We start from the raw sequence: 20,231 nt of genomic DNA on the forward strand, positions 1-20,231 counted from the left end.
GACCTGATCAGAAAACGAGTAATGCCGTGCACATAATGATCGTTGCTCCTGCTTCCTCCGGGCAGCTGTACCCCCAGGCGGCACGACGGCTGGGTATGCACACCACCGTCATCACGACCGGCCGCGACGTCTACGCCCTGCCGGAGCATGTCCGGGCACTCATCGATGACGTCCGGTTGGTCGGCACGTTGTCCGTTCCCGAGCTCCGGGCGACGGCCCGGCAGGTCCACCGAGAGCGCCCGGTCCAGGCCGTCGTGGCCGGAGACGAGTTCGCCGTCCCGGTCACGGCCGTGATCGCGGCGGAGCTGGGAGTCGACGGGCTCGACCCGGCGGACGCGCAGGTGGTGCGCGACAAGTCGGCCATGCGGGCGCGATTGCACTCGGCCGGCGTGCGCGCCCCGGCCTTCGTGGTGGCGTCTTCGGAGGAGGAAGCGGCCGACGCCGGGGAGAAGGTCGGGTACCCCTGCGTCATTAAACCATCGGGGATGGTGGGCACAATCGGTGTCCGGCGGGCCGACGGCCGGCGCGATCTGATCGACGGCTATCGGCAGATCGCGAGCGAGACGCTGCCGCTGGCCGAGCGGCTCCCGGACTCGACCGTCGTGGTCGAGCAGTACCTTCGTGGCCAGGAGTTCTCGGCCGAGGGGTACGTCCGTCACGGGCAGGCCACCATCCTGGCCATCACCGAGAAGCGTCTCGGCCCCGAGCCGTACTTCCAGCAGCAGGGCCACATCGTCCGCCCGGCGACGGAGGTGCCGGGCCACGAGGCCGTGGCCGCCTACATGGACGAGGTCACCAAGACCCTGGGGCTCACGACGGGCGCGTTCCACGCCGAGTACCGGGTCACCGATGACGGTCCGACGCTCATCGAGGTCGGGGCCCGCATGGCCGGTGACCACATCGCCGAGATGGTCGAGACGGTCACCGGCCTGTCTCTGGCGGAGGCTTCGCTGGCCGCGGCGGCGGGGATCCCCGGCCCGGCCCCGGTGACCCCGTCCGCGGCGGTCGCCGGCATTCACTTCGTCGCCGAGCCGAGCCTCGCCGGACGCCGTTACACCGAGCTTCGTGGCTGGGAGGAGGCACTGCGCATCCCCGGCGTGCACGGCGGGGAGATCTCCATCCCGGCCGGACAGCCGATACCCGATCGCCAGGACCTGCGGTCGCGGATCGGCCATCTGATGTTCACCGCCGACGGCTACTCCGACGCCGTACGGCTCCGGCAGGCCCTCTTGGACAGGATCAGCGTTGTCGTCTGACCACGGACGTACGGTGACGGTCTCCGATGAACGTACGGTCCCTTCCCCCGCCGATGCGGTGGAGGCCGCCGCGAGCTCGGCGCGAGCCCTGTACGGATCCATCGTCGTACGCGCCGCGAACCGCCTTGCCACGGAGACGCTCTCCTTCGCGATCCCCCTGCTGATCTTCGACGCGACCCACAGCATGTCCTGGTCCGGGCTCGTCCTCGCTCTCGAATGGACGCCCCGCCTGGTCGGCATCCCGATCGCGGGCCCGCTGGTGGACCGCTTCGGATCCCGCGCCTGCCTCGTCACCGCGGAAGTCGTCCGCACCGTACTGCTGGCGTGCGCGCTCGTCGGCGTCCTCGCCAGGCCTGGCGCCTGGGCGCTCCTCGTGGTCGTCGCCTTCGCCGCCGGCACCTTCGGCCAGGCCTCCTACATAGCCGTCGAGAAGCTCGGCGTGGAGATCAACGGTTCGAGGTCGGTCGCCTGGACACAGTCCGCGCAGGCGGGGATCGACCAGATGGCGCTGATCGCGGGGCCGTTCGTCGCCGGCGTCCTCGCCGTCCATGGCGGCGTCTGGGTGCTGTCCGCCGTGCTGGCGCTGGTGTTGATCAGCATGGCGCTGTCCCGCGGGCTCCCCCAGCGGCCGTCCGCCGCGCGGACCCTCCGCTCCGCGAGGGCCGAGCTCACGACCGGTCTGCGCGGTGTGCTGCGCCATCGGGCGCTGATCCACATCGTCCTCGCCACCGCGGCCTTCAATCTGCTCGCCGCGACGATTCTCGGGAGCACACCGGCCGTCGTGGAAGAGCGCTTCGGCCGGCCGTCCTCGTACGCCGGGATCGTCTGGACGTTGGGGGCGACCGCGTCGCTCGTCGTGATCGTCATCATGACCCGTGTCGCCTCCCGGACCGGGATACTGAAAATCGGGCTGTTCAGCGGCCTGATCGCGTGCGCGGCGGCCATGGGCGCCGGACTCGCCTCCGGCTATCCCGCCTACCTCGTATCGGCGTGTCTGTTCCTGGCGGCCGAAGGCGCTTTCGCCTGCTTCCTGCGTATAGCCAGGGCCCGTGTCATCCCCCTCGAGGAGTTCGGTGTCACCGTGTCCGCGGTCGTCCTCCTCATCCTCATCCCCTATCCCCTCGCAGGCGTCCTGGTCGCGACGACGCCACTGCGTTACCTGCCGGAACTCCTGGCGTTCTGCTCCATCGCCTGTCTCGCGGTCACCGTTTTCAGCTTCTCGCGACTACGCCGGTACTCCCTGGACGGCCCCTGACGGTGGGCGACCGAACGGCTCCCACTACGCGGGCCGGGGCCGTTCGGGCGTCAGCCGTACAGGCGCTTGGCGTAGGCGGGGCCGTAGTAGCGCTCGAGCTCCTCGAGGGTCTCCTCGGTGTGCTGGACACTCTTGACGATGTGGGCGTGCGGCGGGAGGGCGTCCGGGTTCCAGGTCTCGGGCTTCCACAGCGCCGAGCGGAGGAACGCCTTGGCGCAGTGGAAGAAGATCTGTTCGATCTCCACGACGAGCGCCAGGCGCGGCCGGTGGTTCTTGACGACCATCTCGTCGAAGAAGGGGGCGTCGCGCAGCAGCCGGGCCCGGCCGTTGATCCGAAGCGTCTCGCTGCGGCCGGGCACGACGTAGATCAGGCCGACATGCGGGTTGGCCAGGATGTTGCGGAACCCGTCGACCCGCCGGTTGCCGGGGCGGTCCGGGATGGCGATGGTGACGTCGTCGATGACGTGGGTGAAGCCAGGCGGGTCCCCCTTCGGGGAGACGTCGCAGGTGCCGGTGGCGTCGGCGGTCGCGACCAGGCAGAACGGCGAGGCCGCCAGCCACTTCCGGTCCACCTCGTGCAGCCGGACGCGCTCCTTGGCGATGGCACGCGGCATCGGCTCGCCGAGCAGGTCCCGCAGCTCCTCCTCCGAAGTGATCTCCGTAACCGTCGTGACATCCGTCATCCCGCCGCCCCCTTCGTGATCACGAGCGGATCTCAGCGTAACCCGAGCCCTCACGGCCATCCATCGGGATTTCGGGCGGCCGGAAGCCGCCGCCACGTCGCCCGGACGACGCGACAACGCGGGCCGATGGTTGCACAATGCTTCCCAAGCTCAGTGAGAGGTCGGGTCATAGATCGTGTCCACGTCGATTCACCAGAAGATCGCCGAAGAACTCGGCGTGCGCGAGCGGCAGGTCCAGGTCGCCGTCGATTTGCTCGACGGCGGTTCCACCGTGCCGTTCATCGCTCGGTACCGGAAGGAGGCGACGGACGCGCTCGACGACGTGCAGCTGCGCACGCTCGAAGAGCGGCTGCGCTACCTGCGGGAGCTCGACGAGCGGCGTGCGGCGATCCTGGAGTCGATCGAGGCGCAGGGCAAGCTCGACGACGCGCTCCGGGCGCAGATCCTGGCCGCGGAGACCAAGGCCCGGCTCGAGGACATCTACCTGCCCTACAAGCCGAAGCGCCGTACGAAGGCCCAGATCGCCCGTGAGGCGGGTCTGGAGCCGCTCGCCGACGCGCTCCTCGCCGACCCGGGCCTCGACCCGCAGGCCGAGGCGGCGAAGTACACCAACGAAGAACTCGACGTCGCGGCCGCGCTGGACGGCGCCCGCGCGATCCTCGTCGAGCGGTTCGGTGAGGACGCCGACCTCATCGGCGACCTGCGCGAGCGCGTCTGGTCGCGGGGCCGCATGGTCGCCAAGGTCCGGGAGGGCAAGGAGGAGGCCGGCGCGAAGTTCTCCGACTACTTCGACTTCGCCGAGCCGCTGTCGGAGCTGCCCTCGCACCGGGTGCTCGCGCTGTTCCGCGGGGAGAAGGAGGACGTCCTCGACCTCACCCTGGAGCCCGACACCGAGGAGACCGATCCCGCGCAGCAGAACACCTACGAGCTGGCCATCGCGCACCGCTTCGGCGTCCCCTCCGGCTCCCGGTGGCTGACGGACACCGTGCGCTGGGCCTGGCGCACCCGCATCCTCGTCCACCTCGACCTGGACCTGCGGCTGCGCCTGCGGCAGGAGGCCGAGGACGAGGCCGTACGCGTGTTCGCCACCAACCTGCGCGACCTGCTGCTGGCCGCCCCGGCGGGCAGCCGTACGACGATGGGCCTCGACCCCGGCTTCCGCACCGGCGTGAAGGTCGCGGTCGTCGACCGTACGGGCAAGGTCGTGGCGACCGACACCATCTACCCGCACAAGCCGCACGGCCGCTGGAAGGACGCCCTGGAGTCCCTGGGGCGGCTCGTCGAGCAGCACTCCGTCGACCTGGTCGCGATCGGCAACGGCACGGCCTCGCGTGAGACCGATCAGCTCGCGGCGGACCTCATCAAGAAGCACCCGAAGGTCACCAAGATCGTGGTGTCCGAGGCGGGCGCCTCGGTCTACTCCGCCTCCCCGTACGCCTCGCGGGAGCTGCCCGACCTCGACGTGTCGATTCGCGGCGCGGTCTCGATCGCCCGCCGCCTGCAGGACCCGCTCGCCGAGCTCGTCAAGATCGACCCCAAGTCGATCGGCGTGGGCCAGTACCAGCACGACGTCTCCGAGGTGAAGCTGTCGCGCTCCCTCGACGCGATCGTCGAGGACTGCGTCAACGCCGTCGGCGTCGACGTCAACACCGCCTCGGTGCCGCTGCTCACCCGGGTGTCCGGCATCGGCTCCGGGCTGGCCGAGAACATCGTCTCGCACCGCGACGCCAACGGCCCGTTCCGCGCCCGCGACGCCCTGAAGAGCGTCGCCCGCCTCGGTCCGAAGGCGTTCGAGCAGTGCGCGGGCTTCCTGCGCATCCAGGACGGCGACGACCCGCTGGACAGTTCCGCCGTGCACCCGGAGGCCTATCCGGTCGTACGGCGCATGCTGGGCGCCACCGGCGGCGATCTGAAGACCCTGATCGGCAACAGCACCGCCCTGCGCTCCCTGAAGCCGCAGGACTTCGTCGACGACACGTTCGGCCTGCCGACGGTCACCGACATCCTCAAGGAGCTGGACAAGCCCGGCCGCGACCCGCGTCCGGCGTTCAAGACCGCGACGTTCAAGGAGGGCGTCGACAAGGTCAAGGACCTCGAGCCCGGCATGATCCTCGAGGGCGTCGTCACCAACGTCGCCGCCTTCGGCGCGTTCGTCGACATCGGCGTCCACCAGGACGGCCTCGTCCACGTCTCGGCGATGTCCCGGACGTTCGTCAAGGACCCGCGCGACGTCGTCAAGTCCGGCGACGTGGTCCGCGTGAAGGTCCTCAGCGTCGACATTCCGCGCAACCGGATCTCGCTGACCCTGCGCATCGAGGACGACGTCGAACGCCGCCCGCAGGACGGCGGCGGGCGCCGCGACGGCGGCGGAAACCGGCAGGGCGGCGGCGGCCGGCGTGAGGACCGCTCGGGCCGGCAGCGCCGCGACCGCGGCGGCTCCGGCGGCGGAGGTGGAGGCGGAGGCGGCGCGATGGCCGACGCCCTGCGCCGCGCCGGCCTCGACAAGGGCCTCGGCGGCCGCTGACCAAGAGATCCCTGGCGTTCACTGGTGAACGCCAGGGATCACCTCTTCTTCGTCGGCCGGGCACCGATCAGGCGCGGGCTCGGCCGCCGTCATGCGAAGGCCACGACGTCTCCGGCCATGACCTGGGGAGCGTTGGGCATCAGGGCCGCGAGCTTGTCCTGCACGAAGTCCTCTGCCGTCGAGACCGACTCCTTGGCACCGGTCTCGTCCTCGAAGACGCTGGTCGAGATCATGACCCCGTTCCCCGCATCGACCCAGTAGTAGGCCACGAAGCCCGGGATCTGCCGCATGAGCGGCACAAACGCCTCGTTCACCAGGCGCCCCGCCTCCGCCGAATCGGTCACCCCTTCATACCGCCGGATTGCTGCGTACATGGCTGATCCCCTCGAGTTTCGAGTTCGTCCTCTACCGAGACCCGTACCCCCTTGCGAGGGCCACCTCGCTCCCGAGTCCTCCGGCAATCACCGGAAACGCGCCGCTCACCGCCGACGGCGGAGGCGGCGGCGCGATAGCCGACCCGCTGCGGACTTCCCCGGGTCGGTGATATCCGCCCGCGCCATCAGCGCCCGGCGCCGACGTTCAGCCTTCTCAGGCCCTCCCACTCGCCTCGACATAGATGTCCCGGTCCCACTTCTGAAAGCTCGGTGTCACGACTCTTCCGCCCGCTCCTTGATGTAAGCACGGAGCCGTCAGCAACCACGCTGTCACGGACGACCTCCATGCCGGGGAAAGCTGCGACCTCGACGCATTCGCCGCCGTTGCTCAAGCTTCGCGTTGCCTTACGCCACTCGACACCGCTTAGGTCCATCGCTCTTCGGCCACCTTCCTGATGACATCCCGTGACATGTGCCCTGGGAGCGTTCTGTTGCGGAGATCGACCAGAACGCGCGAGAGCGTTGCGAGGTCCGCAGGGTCATCCGTTACGAGTCCTCGTATTACCGTCTCAACATAAGCTACCCGGCTCATATCGGCCATCGTTGCAACGACGAAGCTGCTGCCGTTCCCGGGGTGTTCGCCGCTGCTGCTCACGACCTGCACCGTCACGTTCGGGCACTCACTCAGTGAAAGCAGGTGGTGCAGTTGGTCACGCATAGTCTCGGCCGTGCCGACCGGGCGGTACAGAGCCTGCTCGTCGACCAACAGCGCCACGGTAGGAGCATTCTCCTTATCGAAGAGTTTCTGGCGTTCCAAACGCGCGTCCACAGCCTCCTTATTACCGTGGAGGATCGCCGTCGCGTAGGCCGCCGACTGCGCCAGCCCGGCCATCACCGATAGCTGATAGCACGTCAGCTCAATCGCGTCTGCCTCTATCCGCGGCCAGTCGAACCAGATCGGTACCGGGTGGCCGTCTTCGTTCAGGTCCTCCCACAGGCTGATCAGCGCCCCACCCGCTTTGAGGAATTCATCGACGACCCTCACGAATGATCGAGTGGCACGCTTCTTCCCGGCCTCGATCTTGCTCACCTGAGGAGCACTCACCTTTGTCAGACGAGCGATGGCCTCCTGCGTGAGACCCCTCGCTTCACGCATTCGACGCATCTGACGGCCGAAGGCGACGAGTGCGGGCGACTCGCGGTAACGCTGACGACGGGGCGGCATGGCACGTGCCTCTCTTGGTGGAACCTTCCGATTTCAGCCAACGACTTGCCACTACCTGCCGCGTGTGAGCGGCAGACACATCATAGGCCGGAATGTGACTTCATGTGACTGATACATCACCAACAGTCAGCGAGGGTTACATGGCGGAGGCGACGCAGGTCGAGATCGTCGTGAAGCGCTGCCCGGAGGCCGTGGCGGAGGTTCGCAGGTTCGTCCGCCTCACACTGGGCGACTGGGGCATGGACGACTACGCGGCATGCCTGGTGGCGAGCGAACTCGTCACCAACACTGTCCGCTATGCCGCAGGAGACGAGGTCACCGTACGTCTTGCCCGCACCGACGACGGTGCGCTGTGGTTGGAGGTGGAGGACGCCGCCGTCACCATGCCACACGCCCAAGAGGCAGAGCCGGTCGATGAGTCGGGCCGAGGGCTGTTCGTGGTGGAACAGCTCAGCCGGTGCTGGGGCGTCCGTCCCCTCGCCGAAAATGCCGGCAAGGTCGTCTTCGCGGTACTGGAGTCGTGAGGTCTATCGACGAGACGAACACGACGTCAGAAAACGGCGAACGAGTGCAGCCAGCACCGATTAAACCTCCGGGGCGGGCGGCGCGATGGCCGACGCTTTGCGCCGAGCAGGCATGGACAATGGCCTAGCTAGGCGGCCCGCTGACCAAGAGGTCGCCGGTGTTCGCTGTCTATAGGGTGAGCGAGCACCGGGGATCGCCAGGTTCTTCGAACGCCGCTACGCGGAGGCCGCCGCGACCTCCCCTGCATGACCTCAGGCGGGTTGGGAAGCAGGGACGCGAGTTTGTCCTGCACGAAGTCCTCAGCGCATGAGCGGCACGAACCGTTCCTAGGGACTGAGCATAAGTTGTAGGTGCTCAGCCGCGTGTCCCGAACGGTGTTGGGCACGCTGGTCCCCCGCGTTCGCTCCGCGTCCGGTCCCGGCGGATCGTATCCGTGGTCCGGGGATGCGGGGGCAGGGTTCCTCACGCCCCGGGACATCCGGTTCGGCCTGGACGGTCCGATGCCCCGCACGATCGCTCTGGTCGTGCGGGGGCGGTGTCGTCCGTCGCCGGATCGGGTGTCCCAGGGCGCGTCGTCCGATCGCCACCGCTGCCGCGTCGTGGCGAGTGGCATTCCGATTCTTGCTGGTGAGGGGTTTTTGCCAGTGCTGGGCGCCCCATTTGCTGGTGTAGGCGGGGTCGACGGCGACGATGGTGATGCCGAGTTCGGCGGCCATCGACACCAGCCTGCTGCGTAGCTTGCTGGTGGGCATGCCGGAGATCAGGTTGCGGAATCGCTTGCGGCGCCCGTGTTTTTCGCGCGTCGTCTCTGCTTGGAAGTTGAGGTCTTCGATCGCGATGGCCAGGCCGTGTCGTTCGGCCCAGTGCAGGAGGCGGATGAGGGCGTGGCGGATTTGGGCGTCACGGTGCTGCGTGTTGCCGGTCAGGTCGTAGTCGAATCGACGCGGGTCGCCGACAGGGTTGCCGTGGGTGTCGAGGCGCCAGGCGGCCAGGTGGTCGGCGTTGGTGTCCACACCGATCAGGCCACCAGCCCGAACGGCCTGCAGGGGAACGGTCTTGACTGGTGGGATGGTCCAAGAGGCGGTCAGATACCAGCGCCCGCGCTGGATGTCTTCGCAAATGCGGTAGGCCACCGCCCGGTTCACGCTGATGCGGTCGCGCCATTGGTCGCCCCGGTGCGGGAACGACACCTTTCCCGTGAGGATGTACCGGCCGTGATCGGTGTTGGCCAGGTACGCCAACGGCGCCGGGAGCTTGATGGAGACCTCACCGTCCGGGGTGACGCGGATCGTCTCGTTCCCGTACCGCTTGCCGGACTCACCATCAGCGGCCAGGAACCGGCGCGCGGCCTCCCACTTCTTACGCCATTCGGCTTCGGTGATCTCGGCGGCCTCCAGGTTGTGCCGGGCACGCAGCAGCCTCTTACCGCCACGCACGACGCGAACCCGCCCGGCCTGGTGGTCGGCCCGCTGTTGTTCGAGCCGGTCCTGGAGCACGTGCAGGCGCCGGGTCTTGGCGAACCACTCCTGCGCGCTGCTATAGCCGCCCAGTGATTGCTTCGTACCCTTCTCGCCGACTGGCAGGGACAGGCGTTGGCTGATCGTGGCGATCCCGGCCTCGATGCTGCGGATGTGAGCGAGTTGGCTGCGCCGTGCCAGCGCCCATTGGTCATGCGTGGCTTTGGTGATCGAACCGGCCCAGCGCGAGGACGACTCGCCGGTCAGCGCCCGTTTCCGCTCTGCCCACTGACCGGTGTCATGATCGAGCCCGGCCGCGCACCGTGCCTTCAGATCGGAGGAGGCCAGCGAGCCGAGGTGGTCACCCACGAGGCGCAGCACCTTCACATCGGCCAGCGTCAGATCCTTCAGGCGGTCACGGATCGCCACACCAAATGGATCCAACGCAACGAACGGCGCAGCAAACCCACGGGCAGGGCTATCGGCCGGGGACGAAAGGGGGCGCGAGGCTGAACGCACGTTCGAAGACTAGTGACGCCATGACAACTACGTCAACCCAAAGTAGCAACGCAGGTTCGGTGAGTTAGCAGAGGTATTCCAATCGTGCATGGCCGACCCTGCCGATATCGGCAGGGCGCCTATGAAGTCGGCTTAGGCGGCCAGAGCACTCAATCGTTCTTATGCGCACTTATGCGACCTCGGAGACGAACTGTTGACCACTCTCGTGCCGACTGGGTACGGGCAACGGCCCAGCTGGTCAGCGGTCGATGAAGTCCTGGGGGACCATGACGCGAAGGGCGTTGGGGCGGATGTGGATGCGGACCGGGGTGCGGCCGCGGATCTCGCCGTCGATGTCCAACGGCAGGGCGGGGTCGGTCTCCAGGTGCAGGTCGCCGGTGGTCAGGAACGGCTCGTCGTCCATGGTGAGGTACGACCCGGTGAGCGCGTGCCGGACCGCCGAGCCGATCAGGTGGAGACGGCTGCCCGCGCCGAAGCGGTAGGCGAGCAGCAGCCGGTCGTCGATGTCGGCGTCGCGCGCGATGCGGCGGCCGCCGTGGAAGGCACCGTTGGCGATGTTGAGCTGGTGCGTCTCGAACTCCAGCGTGGTGTCGCCGGCGGTGATGCATGCCCGGAACGGCCGGTGGCCGGGAAGCGCGGACAGGGCGGTCAGCGGGTACGCGGACCGGCCGAGATGCCGCTTGAGGCGGTGCGGCACCCGGCCGGCGACCTGGACGGAAACGCCCAGGCTGACCATGTTGGTGAAGGCGTCGGGGCCGGCCTGTCCGAGGTCGACGTCGGCGACCTTGCCCGACGCGAGTGTCGCCATCGCGGCGTCGAGGCTCCCCGGCCAGCCGAGGCTGCGGGCGAAGTTGTTGGTGGTGCCGACGGGCAGCACGCCGAGCGCCATGTCCAGCCCGGCCAGGCGCTTGCCCGCCGCGCTCAGCGTGCCGTCGCCGCCCGCCGCGACGAGCAGGTCCGGTGCGTCGGCGACGGCCTCGTCGAGGGCCCGCGCCAAGCGCTCCGGCCGCCGTACGTTGATCACCCGGGCCACCGTGATGCCCTGCTCGGCGAGGAGCCTGGGCGCGCGGTGGAGGAGCGCCGCACCCATACGGGCCCGGGTATTGATCACGAGGACGGCCGGACCGGCGTTCCTGATGGCGGCCGTCAGCTCGTCTTTGCTCCGCATGTCACCCGTGATACCAGTTTCGGTCAGTCCTCGGCGGCGCGGAGCCGGGACGGAGCGCGGTGCCGAGCGTACATGCTGGTCGCGGTGACGGTGAGGAGTGTCACGACGATGACGGCGAGGGACAGCGGCGTCGGGACCTCGGGCACCTGCGACCAGGAGCCGTGCGCCCAGTGCAGCACCAGTTTGACCCCGATGAAGGCGAGGATGACGGCGAGCCCGTAGCCGAGGTGGACGAGCTTGCTCAGCGTGTTCTGCAGCACGAAGTACAGCGCGCGCAGGCCGAACAGGGAGAAGGCGTTCGCGGTGAAGACGAGGTAGGGGTCCTGGGTGATGCCGTACACGGCGGGGATGGAGTCGACGGCGAACACCACGTCGGCGCCGAACACCGCCACGACGACGAGCGCGAACGGCGTCAGTGCCCGGCGGCCGCCCTTCCGCGCGAACATCCGCGGGCCCTGGTAGTCGTCGGTCACCGGCATGAAGCGGCGCAGCAGGCGCACGGAGCGCAGCGATGAGACGTCGACGTCGTGGTCCGTGCCCTTGACCGTGTCCTTGATGATCTTCACGGCGGTCGCGAGCAGGATCGCGCCGAACAGCAGGAACGCCCAGTCGATCGCCTGCAGCGCCGCCGCGCCGATCACAATGAAGATCGCGCGCAGTACGAGCGCCCCCGCGATGCCGTAGAGCAGGACGCGCTGGGTGAGGACCGAGGGAACGGCGAAGGCGGCGAGCAGCAGCATGAACACGAAGAGGTTGTCGACCGACAACGACTTCTCGACCAGGTAACCGGTGAAGTACTCCGTCCCGATCGACGCCCCGAACCACTTCCAGGCGAAGACGCCGAACAGGATCGGCAGTGCCACATAGAAGCCCGACCATGCCAGCGACTCGCGCAGCGAGGGTGTGTGCGGGCGGCGCGTGAGCATCAGATCGACCGCGAACAGGGCGAGAACACCGGCGATGGTGATCGTCCACAGCAGCGGCGAGGCAATGGACTCGGACATACGAGAACTCCCGGAACGTCAAAGCGTCCGAGGTCTCCTTCACCCGCCGTAAGAGTGCGGGCCGCCGCCCGGGGACCTCGTGGGAGGCCCGTACTGACCGGGTGGGCGCTGGGAAGTACTCCCCTCGCTCTCCCACTCTAGCCGGATCAGGCCGCTCAAAACCAACGTTCCGGACGGACGACCGCAAGATCACTTCGTCCGTGCGGTCGATCCTCCGCGCGCCCGGGCCGAGCTCGGGATCCAGCCGACGGCCCGACAGGGGGCGCCAGCTGGGAGTTTTTGTCCTGGCTAAACATTCTTGCCGGTGGCGGTTAGGGATGTCAGGCTGACCGAAATCCCGCTGGAAATCCGCATCACCGGTTTCGGGGATTTACTTCACATCCGTTGGGCCCAGACGAAGAGGAAGTCATGCACATTTCACGAAAGATCACCGCCATCGCTGCGACGGCGGTTTTCTGCGGAACGTTCGCGGTGGCTCATGCCGGTACGGCCAGCGCGGCCTCCAGCTGCTGGGACGCACACTTCACCCGAACCGATCCCTCGGGCCATACCAGAGAGGCCTATTACTGTTACAACGTCCCCGGCACGGCCGTATACACGGACTGGAACCCCAAATACGGCGTGGTCGGTTATCTCACCACGGGAACCAACTGGTTCCTCACCCGATGCGACTATGGAGCGACGGTCGGCGGCCCCCATCCGACCCGCTGGGAATACACCGAGGCGGACAATGGCAACTGGGGCTGGGTGAGAGACATCGATATCATCAGCGAGACCAACTCGCTGCCCTCCTGTTAGAAGAGCGTCAGTTCGCGCTGCGGACCCAGCCGACGGGCTGGAAACGGGCGGCGTCGGCGGGGCGTTCGCCGTCGAAGACCAGGCGGCCGGCGGCGTCCCGGGCCCGTACGCCGTCGACGTACACGCCGCGTCCCTCGTACGCCGGGTCGGTCGTGTAGCGCCAGCGGACCGAGGTCGTGCCCGCCGGGAGTGTCGCGGTCGCGGTCGCCCAGCGCCGCCCGGCGAACCCGGAGAACGCCCCGTTGACGGTCCACGCGGTGCGCCCGGCCCGCAGGGACAGCGGTGCGGGCGTCCAGGTCTTCCCGTCCGGGGAGGTCTCGAGCACGCCGGTGTCGGTCTCCTCCGTGTCGTACCAGAGGTGGAAGGACAGCCGGGAGGCGCCGGCGGGCATCGGCGCGGTCAGGGTCGCGGTCGTGCCGTCGTTCATCTGGGAGAACCACGCGTCGCGCCCGTCGGCCGGCCGTACGGGGACGGCGCGGGCGAGGTCGTGGGCGACGGCGCGGCGGGCGGGGTTGATGCTGCCCCAGTTGCGGCTGGGGTGCACCCGGTTGGTGAGGAGGATCACGAACGACCGGGAGATCGGGTCGATCACGATGCTGGTGCCCGTGTAGCCGGTGTGGCCGATCGTGACCGGAGAGGCCATGGCGTCCTCGTACCAGCGCAGGCCGATCTCGAAGCCGAGCCCGTGGGCGTTGCCGGGGAACGCGGTGTTGAAGTCGGTGAACAGCAGCCGCACGGAGTCCTCGGACAGGACGCGGGCGTGGCCGTACCGCCCGCCGTCGAGGATCATCTGGGCGAAGATCGCGATGTCGTGGGCGGTGGAGAACACCCCGGCGTGGCCGGCGACACCGCCGAGGGCGTAGGAGTTCTCGTCGTGCACCTGGCCCCAGACGAGGCCGCGGTCGAGGGCGGCGTCCGGCTTGTGCTCGTACTCCGTGGCGGCGATCCGCGGCTTCTCCGACGCGGGCGGGTTGTAGCCGGTGTCGCGCATGCCGAGCGGCCCGGTGATGCCGTCCCGGACGAGGGCGTCCAGGGTCTTGCCGGTCACCTTCTCCAGCACGAACTGCATCGTGATCATGTTGAGGTCGGAGTAGATGTAGGCGGTGCCGGGCGTGGCCTGCGGCGTGTCCGCGAACAGCGCCGCCTCCTGTGCCGCGCGGCCGCTGTAGTTGTAGAACGGCAGGTCGGGCCGCAGGCCGCTGGTGTGGGTGAGCAGCTCGCGGACGGTGATCGCGCCCTTGCCGTTCTGGGCGAAGCCCGGCAGGTAGGTCGCGACGGTGGCGTTCAGGTCGATGCGGCCCCGCTGGATCTGCTGGATCGCCGCGACGGTGGTGAACAGCTTCGACATGGACGCCAGGTCGAAGATCGTGTCCTTGCGCATCGGGATCCACTGGTCGCGCGGCAGCTCGGTCGGCTTGTCGTCGGCGTACCGCAGCGCGTACCCCATCGCCTCATGCTCGGCGACGACGCCGTTCCGGGCGGCCAGCACCACGGCGCCCGGGTAGAGCGGGGTGGTCGGCGAGGGGTTCATGTAGCCGGCGGCGTCCTTGGCGATGGCCGCGACCGCGTCGGGCAGCAGCCCGGCCCGCTGCGGGGAGCCGTACCGGATCTCGCGGCCGGGGGTGAACCGCAGGTCCGCGGCGGTGACGGTCGGCGGCCCGGCGGCGCTCGTCCGCGCGGGAGCGGACGCCCCCTTCCGGACCGGCCCGGCGGTGGACGCTCCCTTCACCGGGTCGGCGTGCGCCGCCGCGACCGGGGCGCACAGGCCCGCGAGGGCAACGAAGATCGGCAGGGCACGGCGCATCGTCTCTCCCGGGGGTCGGAGGGGTGGCTCAGCGGTACAGCAGGTAGTGGGCCCGCCGGGCGCGGAACCGCGCCAGGTCGCCCTGCCAGCCGGCGACGACCTGGTCGACGTTCGCGCCGCCGTCGATGGCGGTACGGACCTGGTCCGAGCCGGAGAGCGTGTCGATGTCGTACGGGGGCTTGCTCTCCCGCCAGGCGAAGTCCTTCGGGTAGAGCCGCCGGGCACTGATGATCATGGCGAGGGCGGTGCGGATCGGGTCGTAGCGCCGCCGGTCGGTGACGTCCAGCTGCACGCCTCCGCAGTTCTTGTTCACCCACTTGGAGAACGTCGGCACGAAGTACGCCTCGCGGAACCGCACGCCCGGCAGGCCGAGGCCGTTCAGGTCGTCGACCCAGTGCCAGTCGACGTACGGCGCGCCGACCAGCTGGAACGGCAGGGTCGTGCCGCGCCCCTCCGAGAGGTTCACGGCCTCGAACAGCCCCATGCCCGGATAGACGACCGCCGTGTCGACCGTCGGCATGTTCGGGGAGGGCGGCACCCACGGCAGGCCCGTCTCCTCGTACGTCATGCCGCGCCGCCACCCGCGCATCCGCACGACCTGCGGCTTCGCCTTCCCGCCCAGGAACTCCCCGTCGAAGAACCGGGCGAGCTCCCCGACGGTCATGCCGTGCTGCTGGGCGATCGGCGCGCGGCCCACGCCGGAGGCGTACTCCGGATGCAGGACGGGCCCGGTCGCCTCGAGGCCGCCGAGGGGGTTCGGCCGGTCGAGCACGACGAAGCGCTTGCCCGCCTGGATCGCCGCGCGCATGCAGTCGTACATCGTCCAGATGTAGGTGTAGAAGCGCGCGCCGGCGTCCTGGATGTCGAAGACGATCGTGTCGACACCGGCCTTGGTGAAGTCGGCGGCGATCTGATCGGGGGTCTTGGCGTAGGCGTCGTAGACCGCGATCCCGGTGCGCGGGTCCTTGTAGGAGCCCTCCGAGCCGCCGGCCTGCGCCGAGCCGCGGAAGCCGTGCTCGGGGCCGAAGACCGCGACCAGGTCCACGCCGGACCCGCTGTGCATGATGTCGACCTCGTGGCTCAGGTCGCGGATCACCGCGGTCGGGTTGGCGACCATCCCCACCTTCTGGCCGCGAAGCTCCTGATAGCCCCCGGCGCGCAGCACCTCGAAGCCCGTCGACACCCCTCGGCCGGTCGCGGCCTGGGACGCCGGGAGATCAAGGGAGGCGAACGGGACGGCCGCGCCGGCGACCGCGATTCCGCGAAGCATTCCGCGCCGTGTCGTCATGATCGGATTCCCCTCAGATCGGCCACGACGGGCCGGTGGTCGGAGGCGAGCGTGTCCGGCACGAAGACGCCGGTGACCCGCGGGCCCGGGGTGAACGTGATGTAGTCGATGCGCTTGACCGGCGCGTCGGCGGGCCACGTGGGCGTCGTACGCTTCCCGGCGACGGTCAGCGCGTCGCGCAGCCGCGTCCACAGCGGCGCGAGCTCGGATGCGTCCGGCTCGGCGTTGAAGTCGCCTAGCAGCAGCTTAGGACCACGTCGCCGGGCCATGATGGCCGCCATGTCGGCGACCACGACCCCGAACCTCCGGTCTCGCGCCCCGGTCCGGGAACGCGTCCGGGCGGAACGGCGGACGAGCGGGGCCATGGACTCTCCTGCCGCGTCGGTTGAAAAGAATAAACAGGATCATGCGGACGTATGAAAATTAGATACAGCGGGCGCGGGCGTCAATAGTCCGCCCTCAAAACACTCCCGTATCGGCGATGGGAGGATGGAAGGGTCATGCCCAGTGAGCCGGTCTTCCGTCTGCCCCGCGCGGTGGTGTTCGCCGCCGTGTGCACGGCCCTTGCCGTCGTCGGGCATACGACGGCGTCCCACGCGTCCGTCCCCGCGGCGGCCGTGGCGGCGGGGCTGGCCGGGCTGACCGTCGTCGGCGTCGTGCTGGCGGGGACCGAGCGGTCCCTGGGCACCATCCTCGCCGGGCTGCTCGGCGGGCAGTTCATGCTGCACGTCCTGTTCACGGCGGCGCAGCACGGCCAGCACCTGGCCCATCACCCGGCGGTCCTGGCCTCCCACGGCACCCGGACGATGACGCTCGCGCACGTGACGGCCGCCGCCGTCTCGGCCTGGTGGCTGCGGCGCGGCGAGCGCGCCGTGTGGCGGCTGGCCCGGAAGGTCGCGGCCGCCGCCGTACGACCGTGGCGGGCGCTCCTGACCTCGCCTGTTCCCCTGCCCGCGCCGTACCCGCACCCCGTCGCCGACACGGTGACCGGACCGCCGGAGCATCTCCTCCGCCACATCCTCACCCGGCGCGGGCCGCCCTCTCCGTTCCCCGCGTTCGGCTGAACGCCCGACGGACCGGATCGGCGAATCCGGTCCCCAGGGCGCGTCCGGCGGATCTCCGCGTCTGCGCGGCGTCCAGAGCACGCCTCGCCACGAACAAGATCCACCGGATACGCCCCAGCACGCTCCCCGAACATCACGAACGGAGAACTTCCATGCGCATGGCGCATCCACCCCGCCGATCGGCCGGTCCGCGAACGGCCCGCCGCACGGGGACCCGCCGAGGACCGGTCGCCCGGTTCACGGCCGCGGTCACCGCGACGACCCTCGCCGGCCTCCTCACCGGCGTCCTCGGCGCCGCACCCGCCGAAGCCCACACCACGCTCACCGCCGCCGTGCCCGCCAAGAACTCGAAGGTGCCGTCACCGGCCCGGATCAAGCTGACCTTCGCCGAAGCGGTGCGCTTCCCGGGCATCGTCGTGCTCGACGCCAAGGGCGGCCACCACGAGTCCGGCAAGGCGCAGGCGACGGACGCCACGGTGACCGAGCAGGTCGGCGGCGTCCTCCCGCCGGGGGTCTACACCGTCGGCTGGCGAGTGGTCGCGGAGGACGGGCACCCGGTGACCGGCGACTACAAGTTCACGGTCGTCGGCGGAACATCCCCGGCCGCCACGTCTCCGGCCGCGACCTCCCCGGCGACCGGCTCCGCCGCTCCGGCGGCGGGCGCGCCGTCGAGCACGCCGGCCGCCCAGAAGACCACATCCACGTCCAGCGCGGGCTGGTTGTGGGTCGGCCTGGGCGCCGTCGTCGTCGCCGTGGTGGTCGGCGGCGTAGCGCTGCTCCGCAGACGCCGCACGGCGGCCTGACCCGCGACTCCGTCCAGTTTCAGGGTCGTCGCCTTCCGCGCGGCGAAAGGCGACGACCCCGGGTGGCATCTCAGGAGCGGACGGCGGTGAACGCGACGCGGCGGCCGGGCTCGCCCGGGGGCCGCCGGACGCCGTTGACGTACACCTGGACGGCTCCGGCGTCGTCGAGGACGACGTTGAGGCTCGGGTCGTCGAAGCGTACGGACTGACCGTGCGCGAGAGTGCGGTTGACCAGGATGTCGCCGCCCGGAACGCCGACGAACACCTGGCAGCGCGGGCCGGTGACCGTCAGGGTCAGCGTCGCCTTCGGGGCGGTGGCGGTCGTGGGCCGGGCCCGGGTGGGGGCGCGGACCTGCGCCCAGATCGAGTAGCCGGCGAAGCCCACCGCGCCGGTCAGCAGAAGGATCCCGGCGACGGCGGCGGCCGTCGAGGCGCGGAGCGACCGCCTGCGCTCAGGCGAGACATGACGTCCCACGGCGGAGATTCTAGTCAGACTTTCTTCCGCACGTCAGTCGTCCCATTTGTCAATGTCCGGAAACGGTCGTGCGGACGCGTTTAACGGATCATCATGCGACGTCCGGGACCCCTGTGGCGTAGGGGGTATCGCCCGTCCGGCGACCGTTGCCGAATTGTCCGGAAGCAGGCGTTATTAGCAGGCTTTAACCGGATAATCTCCGGAGAAGTGACGGGAAGCCGTCAATGAACGGGACGGACGCCTGCGATGCCTTACTCTCGCCGTGCTCTCTCGGCCAAGGCACTGGGCATGCTGTCGGTCGTCGTGCCGACGCTCGCCGCCTGCTCGCTCGGCTCCGGCTCGAGCGGATGCGCCGACCAGTCGATCACCGTCGCCGTCGCCCCGTCGATCGGCCCGGCGATCGAGCAGGCCGCGCGCCGCTACAACGCCGGCGCCTCCTGCGCCCGCGTCACCGTACGCCGCCAGCGGCCCTCCGAGGTCGCCGCCAACCTGTCGGGGCAGGGTTCCGACCCGGGGGCGGAACGCCCCGACGCGTGGATCCCCGACTCGTCGCTCTGGCTCCCGATCGCCCGCCGCACCGGCGCGGGCGCCGCCGTCGTACGGCCGTCCGGCGCTTCGGTCGCGATGTCGCCGCTGGTCCTCGCCGTCCCGCGCGGGCACGCGCCGGGCACCGCCGACTGGCGGCTCCTGCTGTCCCACCAGTTGCCGGGCACCGGGGGCGCACAGCCTCCCCTGCGCGTACGCTTCCTCGACCCGGCCGCGGAGGCCACCGGTCTCGGCGCGCTGCTCCTCGCCCAGAACGCTGCCGGCTCCGGCAAGACCGGGCTCGCGACCTTCGCCGTCACGCTCTACTCCGACCTCGGCACCGCCCTCCCCGACGAGCGATCCGCCTACGCGGAGATCGCCAAGGGGGCGGCCTCCTCTCCGACCGGGTCTTCCCCGACCAACCCACCGGTGTCGTCCCCGACCAACCCACCCCGACCGACCTCCCGGCCGACCTCCCGGCCGCCGACCGCCGTCGTGCTGTCCGAGCAGTCGGTCTGGCAGCACGGCCACACCGACGCCACCCCGCCCGTCACCGCGCTCTACCCCGACGGTCGCACACTCGCCCTCGACTTCCCGTACGTCTCCACCACCACCGACCGCAAGCGGTCGAGAACCGTCGAGGACTTCCAGGCCACGCTCGCCCAGTCCCAGACCCGCGTGGCGCTGCAGGGGCTCGGGCTGCGCACCCCCGACGGAGTCGCCGGGACGGACTTCGACGAGCGGTACGGCGTCGCCGCCCGCGTCCCGGACCGGCTCCCGTCCCCCGACCCGACGAACGTCGGCCGGGTCCTGCAGATGTGGCAGCGCACCGTGCTCGGCGCGCGCATGCTGATCCTCCTCGACGTCTCCCCGTCCATGGCCGACCCGGTCCCGCAGACGCAGGACACCCGCATGCAGGCCACCGCCAAGGTCGCGGTCGGCGGGGTCCACATCCTCAGCGACAACTCCCAGGTGGCGCTGTGGGAGTTCGCCACCCAGCTGGACGGCGACCGCGACTATCACCAGATCGTGCCCTTCCGGACCCTCAGCGACAGGGTCGGCGCGGGATCACAGCGGAACCTCCTCGAACGGTCGTTCGCCGCCGCCGCGCCGGTGCCGCACACACGCACCAGCCTGTACGACTCCGTCCTCGCCGCCTACCGGGAGGCCGTACGGACCTACCAGCCCGACCACAACAACGTCGTGGTGCTGCTGACCGACGGAATCAACTACGACCCGGGCCGCACCATCTCACTGCAGACCCTCCTGACGGAGCTGAAGCGGGCCTCCGACCCCATGCGGCCGGTCACGATCGTCCCCATCGCCTTCGGCCCGGACATCGACCCGGGATCGCTCCAGCGGATCGCCGCGGCGACCGGTGGGGAGGCGTTCGTCACCCTCGACCCACGGCAGGTTCAGCAGGTCTTCCTGCAGATGCTCATCCGCCTCACATGCGGGCAGACCTGCCCGATGTCGTGAGGCGT

The 20,231-nt window shown here is 69.7% G+C and carries 19 protein-coding genes; 8 read left to right on the forward strand and 11 right to left on the reverse strand.

Going from position 1 to position 20,231, the window contains the following annotated elements; translation table 11 throughout:
* Positions 1 to 35: 35 nt before the first annotated feature.
* Together ACQP2O_RS45195 and ACQP2O_RS45200 are read left to right on the forward strand one after the other, a co-directional pair.
* On the forward strand, positions 36 to 1,256 hold the full coding sequence (locus tag ACQP2O_RS45195; RefSeq protein ID WP_433175565.1) for an ATP-grasp domain-containing protein: 1,221 nt from the start codon (positions 36 to 38) through the stop codon (positions 1,254 to 1,256).
* A 13-nt stretch (positions 1,257 to 1,269) separates the two neighbouring features.
* Positions 1,270 to 2,511, forward strand: a complete 1,242-nt coding sequence (locus tag ACQP2O_RS45200; RefSeq protein WP_433175567.1) for an MFS transporter — start codon at positions 1,270 to 1,272, stop codon at positions 2,509 to 2,511.
* A gap of 50 nt (positions 2,512 to 2,561) precedes the next feature.
* Here the strand turns inward: ACQP2O_RS45200 and ACQP2O_RS45205 are convergent, their stop codons facing one another.
* Entirely contained in the window at positions 2,562 to 3,194 is a 633-nt protein-coding gene (locus tag ACQP2O_RS45205) for a pyridoxamine 5'-phosphate oxidase family protein (protein ID WP_433175569.1), read from the reverse strand.
* 175 nt (positions 3,195 to 3,369) lie between these two features.
* Between ACQP2O_RS45205 and ACQP2O_RS45210 the strand changes: the two genes are divergently transcribed.
* On the forward strand, positions 3,370 to 5,718 hold the full coding sequence (locus ACQP2O_RS45210; protein ID WP_433175571.1) for a Tex family protein: 2,349 nt from the start codon (positions 3,370 to 3,372) through the stop codon (positions 5,716 to 5,718).
* Between the two features lie 89 nt (positions 5,719 to 5,807).
* Here ACQP2O_RS45210 and ACQP2O_RS45215 read toward each other — a convergent pair whose 3' ends face one another.
* The 3 genes from ACQP2O_RS45215 to ACQP2O_RS45225 form a co-directional block, all read right to left on the reverse strand.
* Positions 5,808 to 6,092, reverse strand: coding sequence for a hypothetical protein (locus ACQP2O_RS45215; protein ID WP_433175573.1), 285 nt, complete (start codon positions 6,090 to 6,092; stop codon positions 5,808 to 5,810).
* 185 nt (positions 6,093 to 6,277) lie between these two features.
* Positions 6,278 to 6,526, reverse strand: coding sequence for a DUF397 domain-containing protein (locus ACQP2O_RS45220; protein WP_433175575.1), 249 nt, complete (start codon positions 6,524 to 6,526; stop codon positions 6,278 to 6,280).
* Positions 6,517 to 7,317 carry a helix-turn-helix domain-containing protein gene (locus ACQP2O_RS45225; protein ID WP_433175577.1) on the reverse strand — a complete coding sequence of 267 codons (801 nt, stop codon included), beginning with the start codon at positions 7,315 to 7,317 and terminating at the stop codon, positions 6,517 to 6,519. Before ACQP2O_RS45225 ends, ACQP2O_RS45220 begins: the two co-directional genes overlap by 10 nt.
* Before the next feature lie 140 nt (positions 7,318 to 7,457).
* Here ACQP2O_RS45225 and ACQP2O_RS45230 point away from each other — a divergent pair, with 140 nt between their 5' ends.
* Positions 7,458 to 7,841: an ATP-binding protein gene (locus ACQP2O_RS45230; RefSeq protein ID WP_433175579.1), complete on the forward strand. Its 384-nt coding sequence runs from the start codon at positions 7,458 to 7,460 to the stop codon at positions 7,839 to 7,841.
* 327 nt (positions 7,842 to 8,168) lie between these two features.
* Here ACQP2O_RS45230 and ACQP2O_RS45235 read toward each other — a convergent pair whose 3' ends face one another.
* The 3 genes from ACQP2O_RS45235 to ACQP2O_RS45245 all read right to left on the reverse strand — a co-directional run bounded on the left by ACQP2O_RS45235 (position 8,169) and on the right by ACQP2O_RS45245 (position 11,990).
* Positions 8,169 to 9,818, reverse strand: a complete 1,650-nt coding sequence (locus ACQP2O_RS45235; RefSeq protein WP_433175581.1) for an IS200/IS605 family accessory protein TnpB-related protein — start codon at positions 9,816 to 9,818, stop codon at positions 8,169 to 8,171.
* Positions 9,819 to 10,056: 238 nt separating this feature from the next.
* Entirely contained in the window at positions 10,057 to 10,986 is a 930-nt protein-coding gene (locus ACQP2O_RS45240) for a diacylglycerol/lipid kinase family protein (protein ID WP_433175583.1), read from the reverse strand.
* A 23-nt stretch (positions 10,987 to 11,009) separates the two neighbouring features.
* The gene (locus ACQP2O_RS45245; protein ID WP_433175585.1) at positions 11,010 to 11,990 is read right to left on the reverse strand and encodes a TerC/Alx family metal homeostasis membrane protein; all 981 of its coding nucleotides are present in this window, start codon (positions 11,988 to 11,990) and stop codon (positions 11,010 to 11,012) included.
* A 408-nt stretch (positions 11,991 to 12,398) separates the two neighbouring features.
* Between ACQP2O_RS45245 and ACQP2O_RS45250 the strand changes: the two genes are divergently transcribed.
* Complete coding sequence (locus ACQP2O_RS45250; protein ID WP_433175587.1) at positions 12,399 to 12,788, forward strand: hypothetical protein; 390 nt, start codon at positions 12,399 to 12,401, stop codon at positions 12,786 to 12,788.
* Between the two features lie 7 nt (positions 12,789 to 12,795).
* Here ACQP2O_RS45250 and ACQP2O_RS45255 read toward each other — a convergent pair whose 3' ends face one another.
* From ACQP2O_RS45255 to ACQP2O_RS45265, 3 genes are read right to left on the reverse strand one after another with little or no spacing between them, the layout of a single operon-like run.
* A complete protein-coding gene (locus tag ACQP2O_RS45255; RefSeq protein ID WP_433175589.1) occupies positions 12,796 to 14,592 on the reverse strand; it encodes a serine hydrolase in 1,797 nt (598 codons plus the stop codon).
* Between the two features lie 28 nt (positions 14,593 to 14,620).
* On the reverse strand, positions 14,621 to 15,880 hold the full coding sequence (locus ACQP2O_RS45260) for an exo-beta-N-acetylmuramidase NamZ family protein (protein ID WP_433175591.1): 1,260 nt from the start codon (positions 15,878 to 15,880) through the stop codon (positions 14,621 to 14,623).
* Entirely contained in the window at positions 15,877 to 16,245 is a 369-nt protein-coding gene (locus ACQP2O_RS45265) for an endonuclease/exonuclease/phosphatase family protein (RefSeq protein ID WP_433175592.1), read from the reverse strand. The genes ACQP2O_RS45260 and ACQP2O_RS45265 overlap by 4 nt, the downstream gene beginning before the upstream one ends.
* A 135-nt stretch (positions 16,246 to 16,380) precedes the next feature.
* Here ACQP2O_RS45265 and ACQP2O_RS45270 point away from each other — a divergent pair, with 135 nt between their 5' ends.
* The gene (locus ACQP2O_RS45270; RefSeq protein ID WP_433175593.1) at positions 16,381 to 16,944 is read left to right on the forward strand and encodes a hypothetical protein; all 564 of its coding nucleotides are present in this window, start codon (positions 16,381 to 16,383) and stop codon (positions 16,942 to 16,944) included.
* Positions 16,945 to 17,096: 152 nt separating this feature from the next.
* Positions 17,097 to 17,747 (forward strand): copper resistance CopC family protein, encoded by a 651-nt coding sequence (locus tag ACQP2O_RS45275; protein WP_433175595.1) that lies wholly within the window; start codon positions 17,097 to 17,099, stop codon positions 17,745 to 17,747.
* Between the two features lie 70 nt (positions 17,748 to 17,817).
* Here the strand turns inward: ACQP2O_RS45275 and ACQP2O_RS45280 are convergent, their stop codons facing one another.
* On the reverse strand, positions 17,818 to 18,222 hold the full coding sequence (locus ACQP2O_RS45280) for a RodZ domain-containing protein (RefSeq protein WP_433175596.1): 405 nt from the start codon (positions 18,220 to 18,222) through the stop codon (positions 17,818 to 17,820).
* A 246-nt stretch (positions 18,223 to 18,468) separates the two neighbouring features.
* Between ACQP2O_RS45280 and ACQP2O_RS45285 the strand changes: the two genes are divergently transcribed.
* Positions 18,469 to 20,226 (forward strand): substrate-binding domain-containing protein, encoded by a 1,758-nt coding sequence (locus ACQP2O_RS45285; RefSeq protein WP_433175597.1) that lies wholly within the window; start codon positions 18,469 to 18,471, stop codon positions 20,224 to 20,226.
* The last annotated feature ends 5 nt before the right edge of the window (positions 20,227 to 20,231 follow it).

Origin of the sequence: Actinoallomurus sp. CA-150999, from assembly GCF_050942425.1 — a bacterium.
Classification (GTDB): Bacteria; Actinomycetota; Actinomycetes; order Streptosporangiales; family Streptosporangiaceae; genus Actinoallomurus.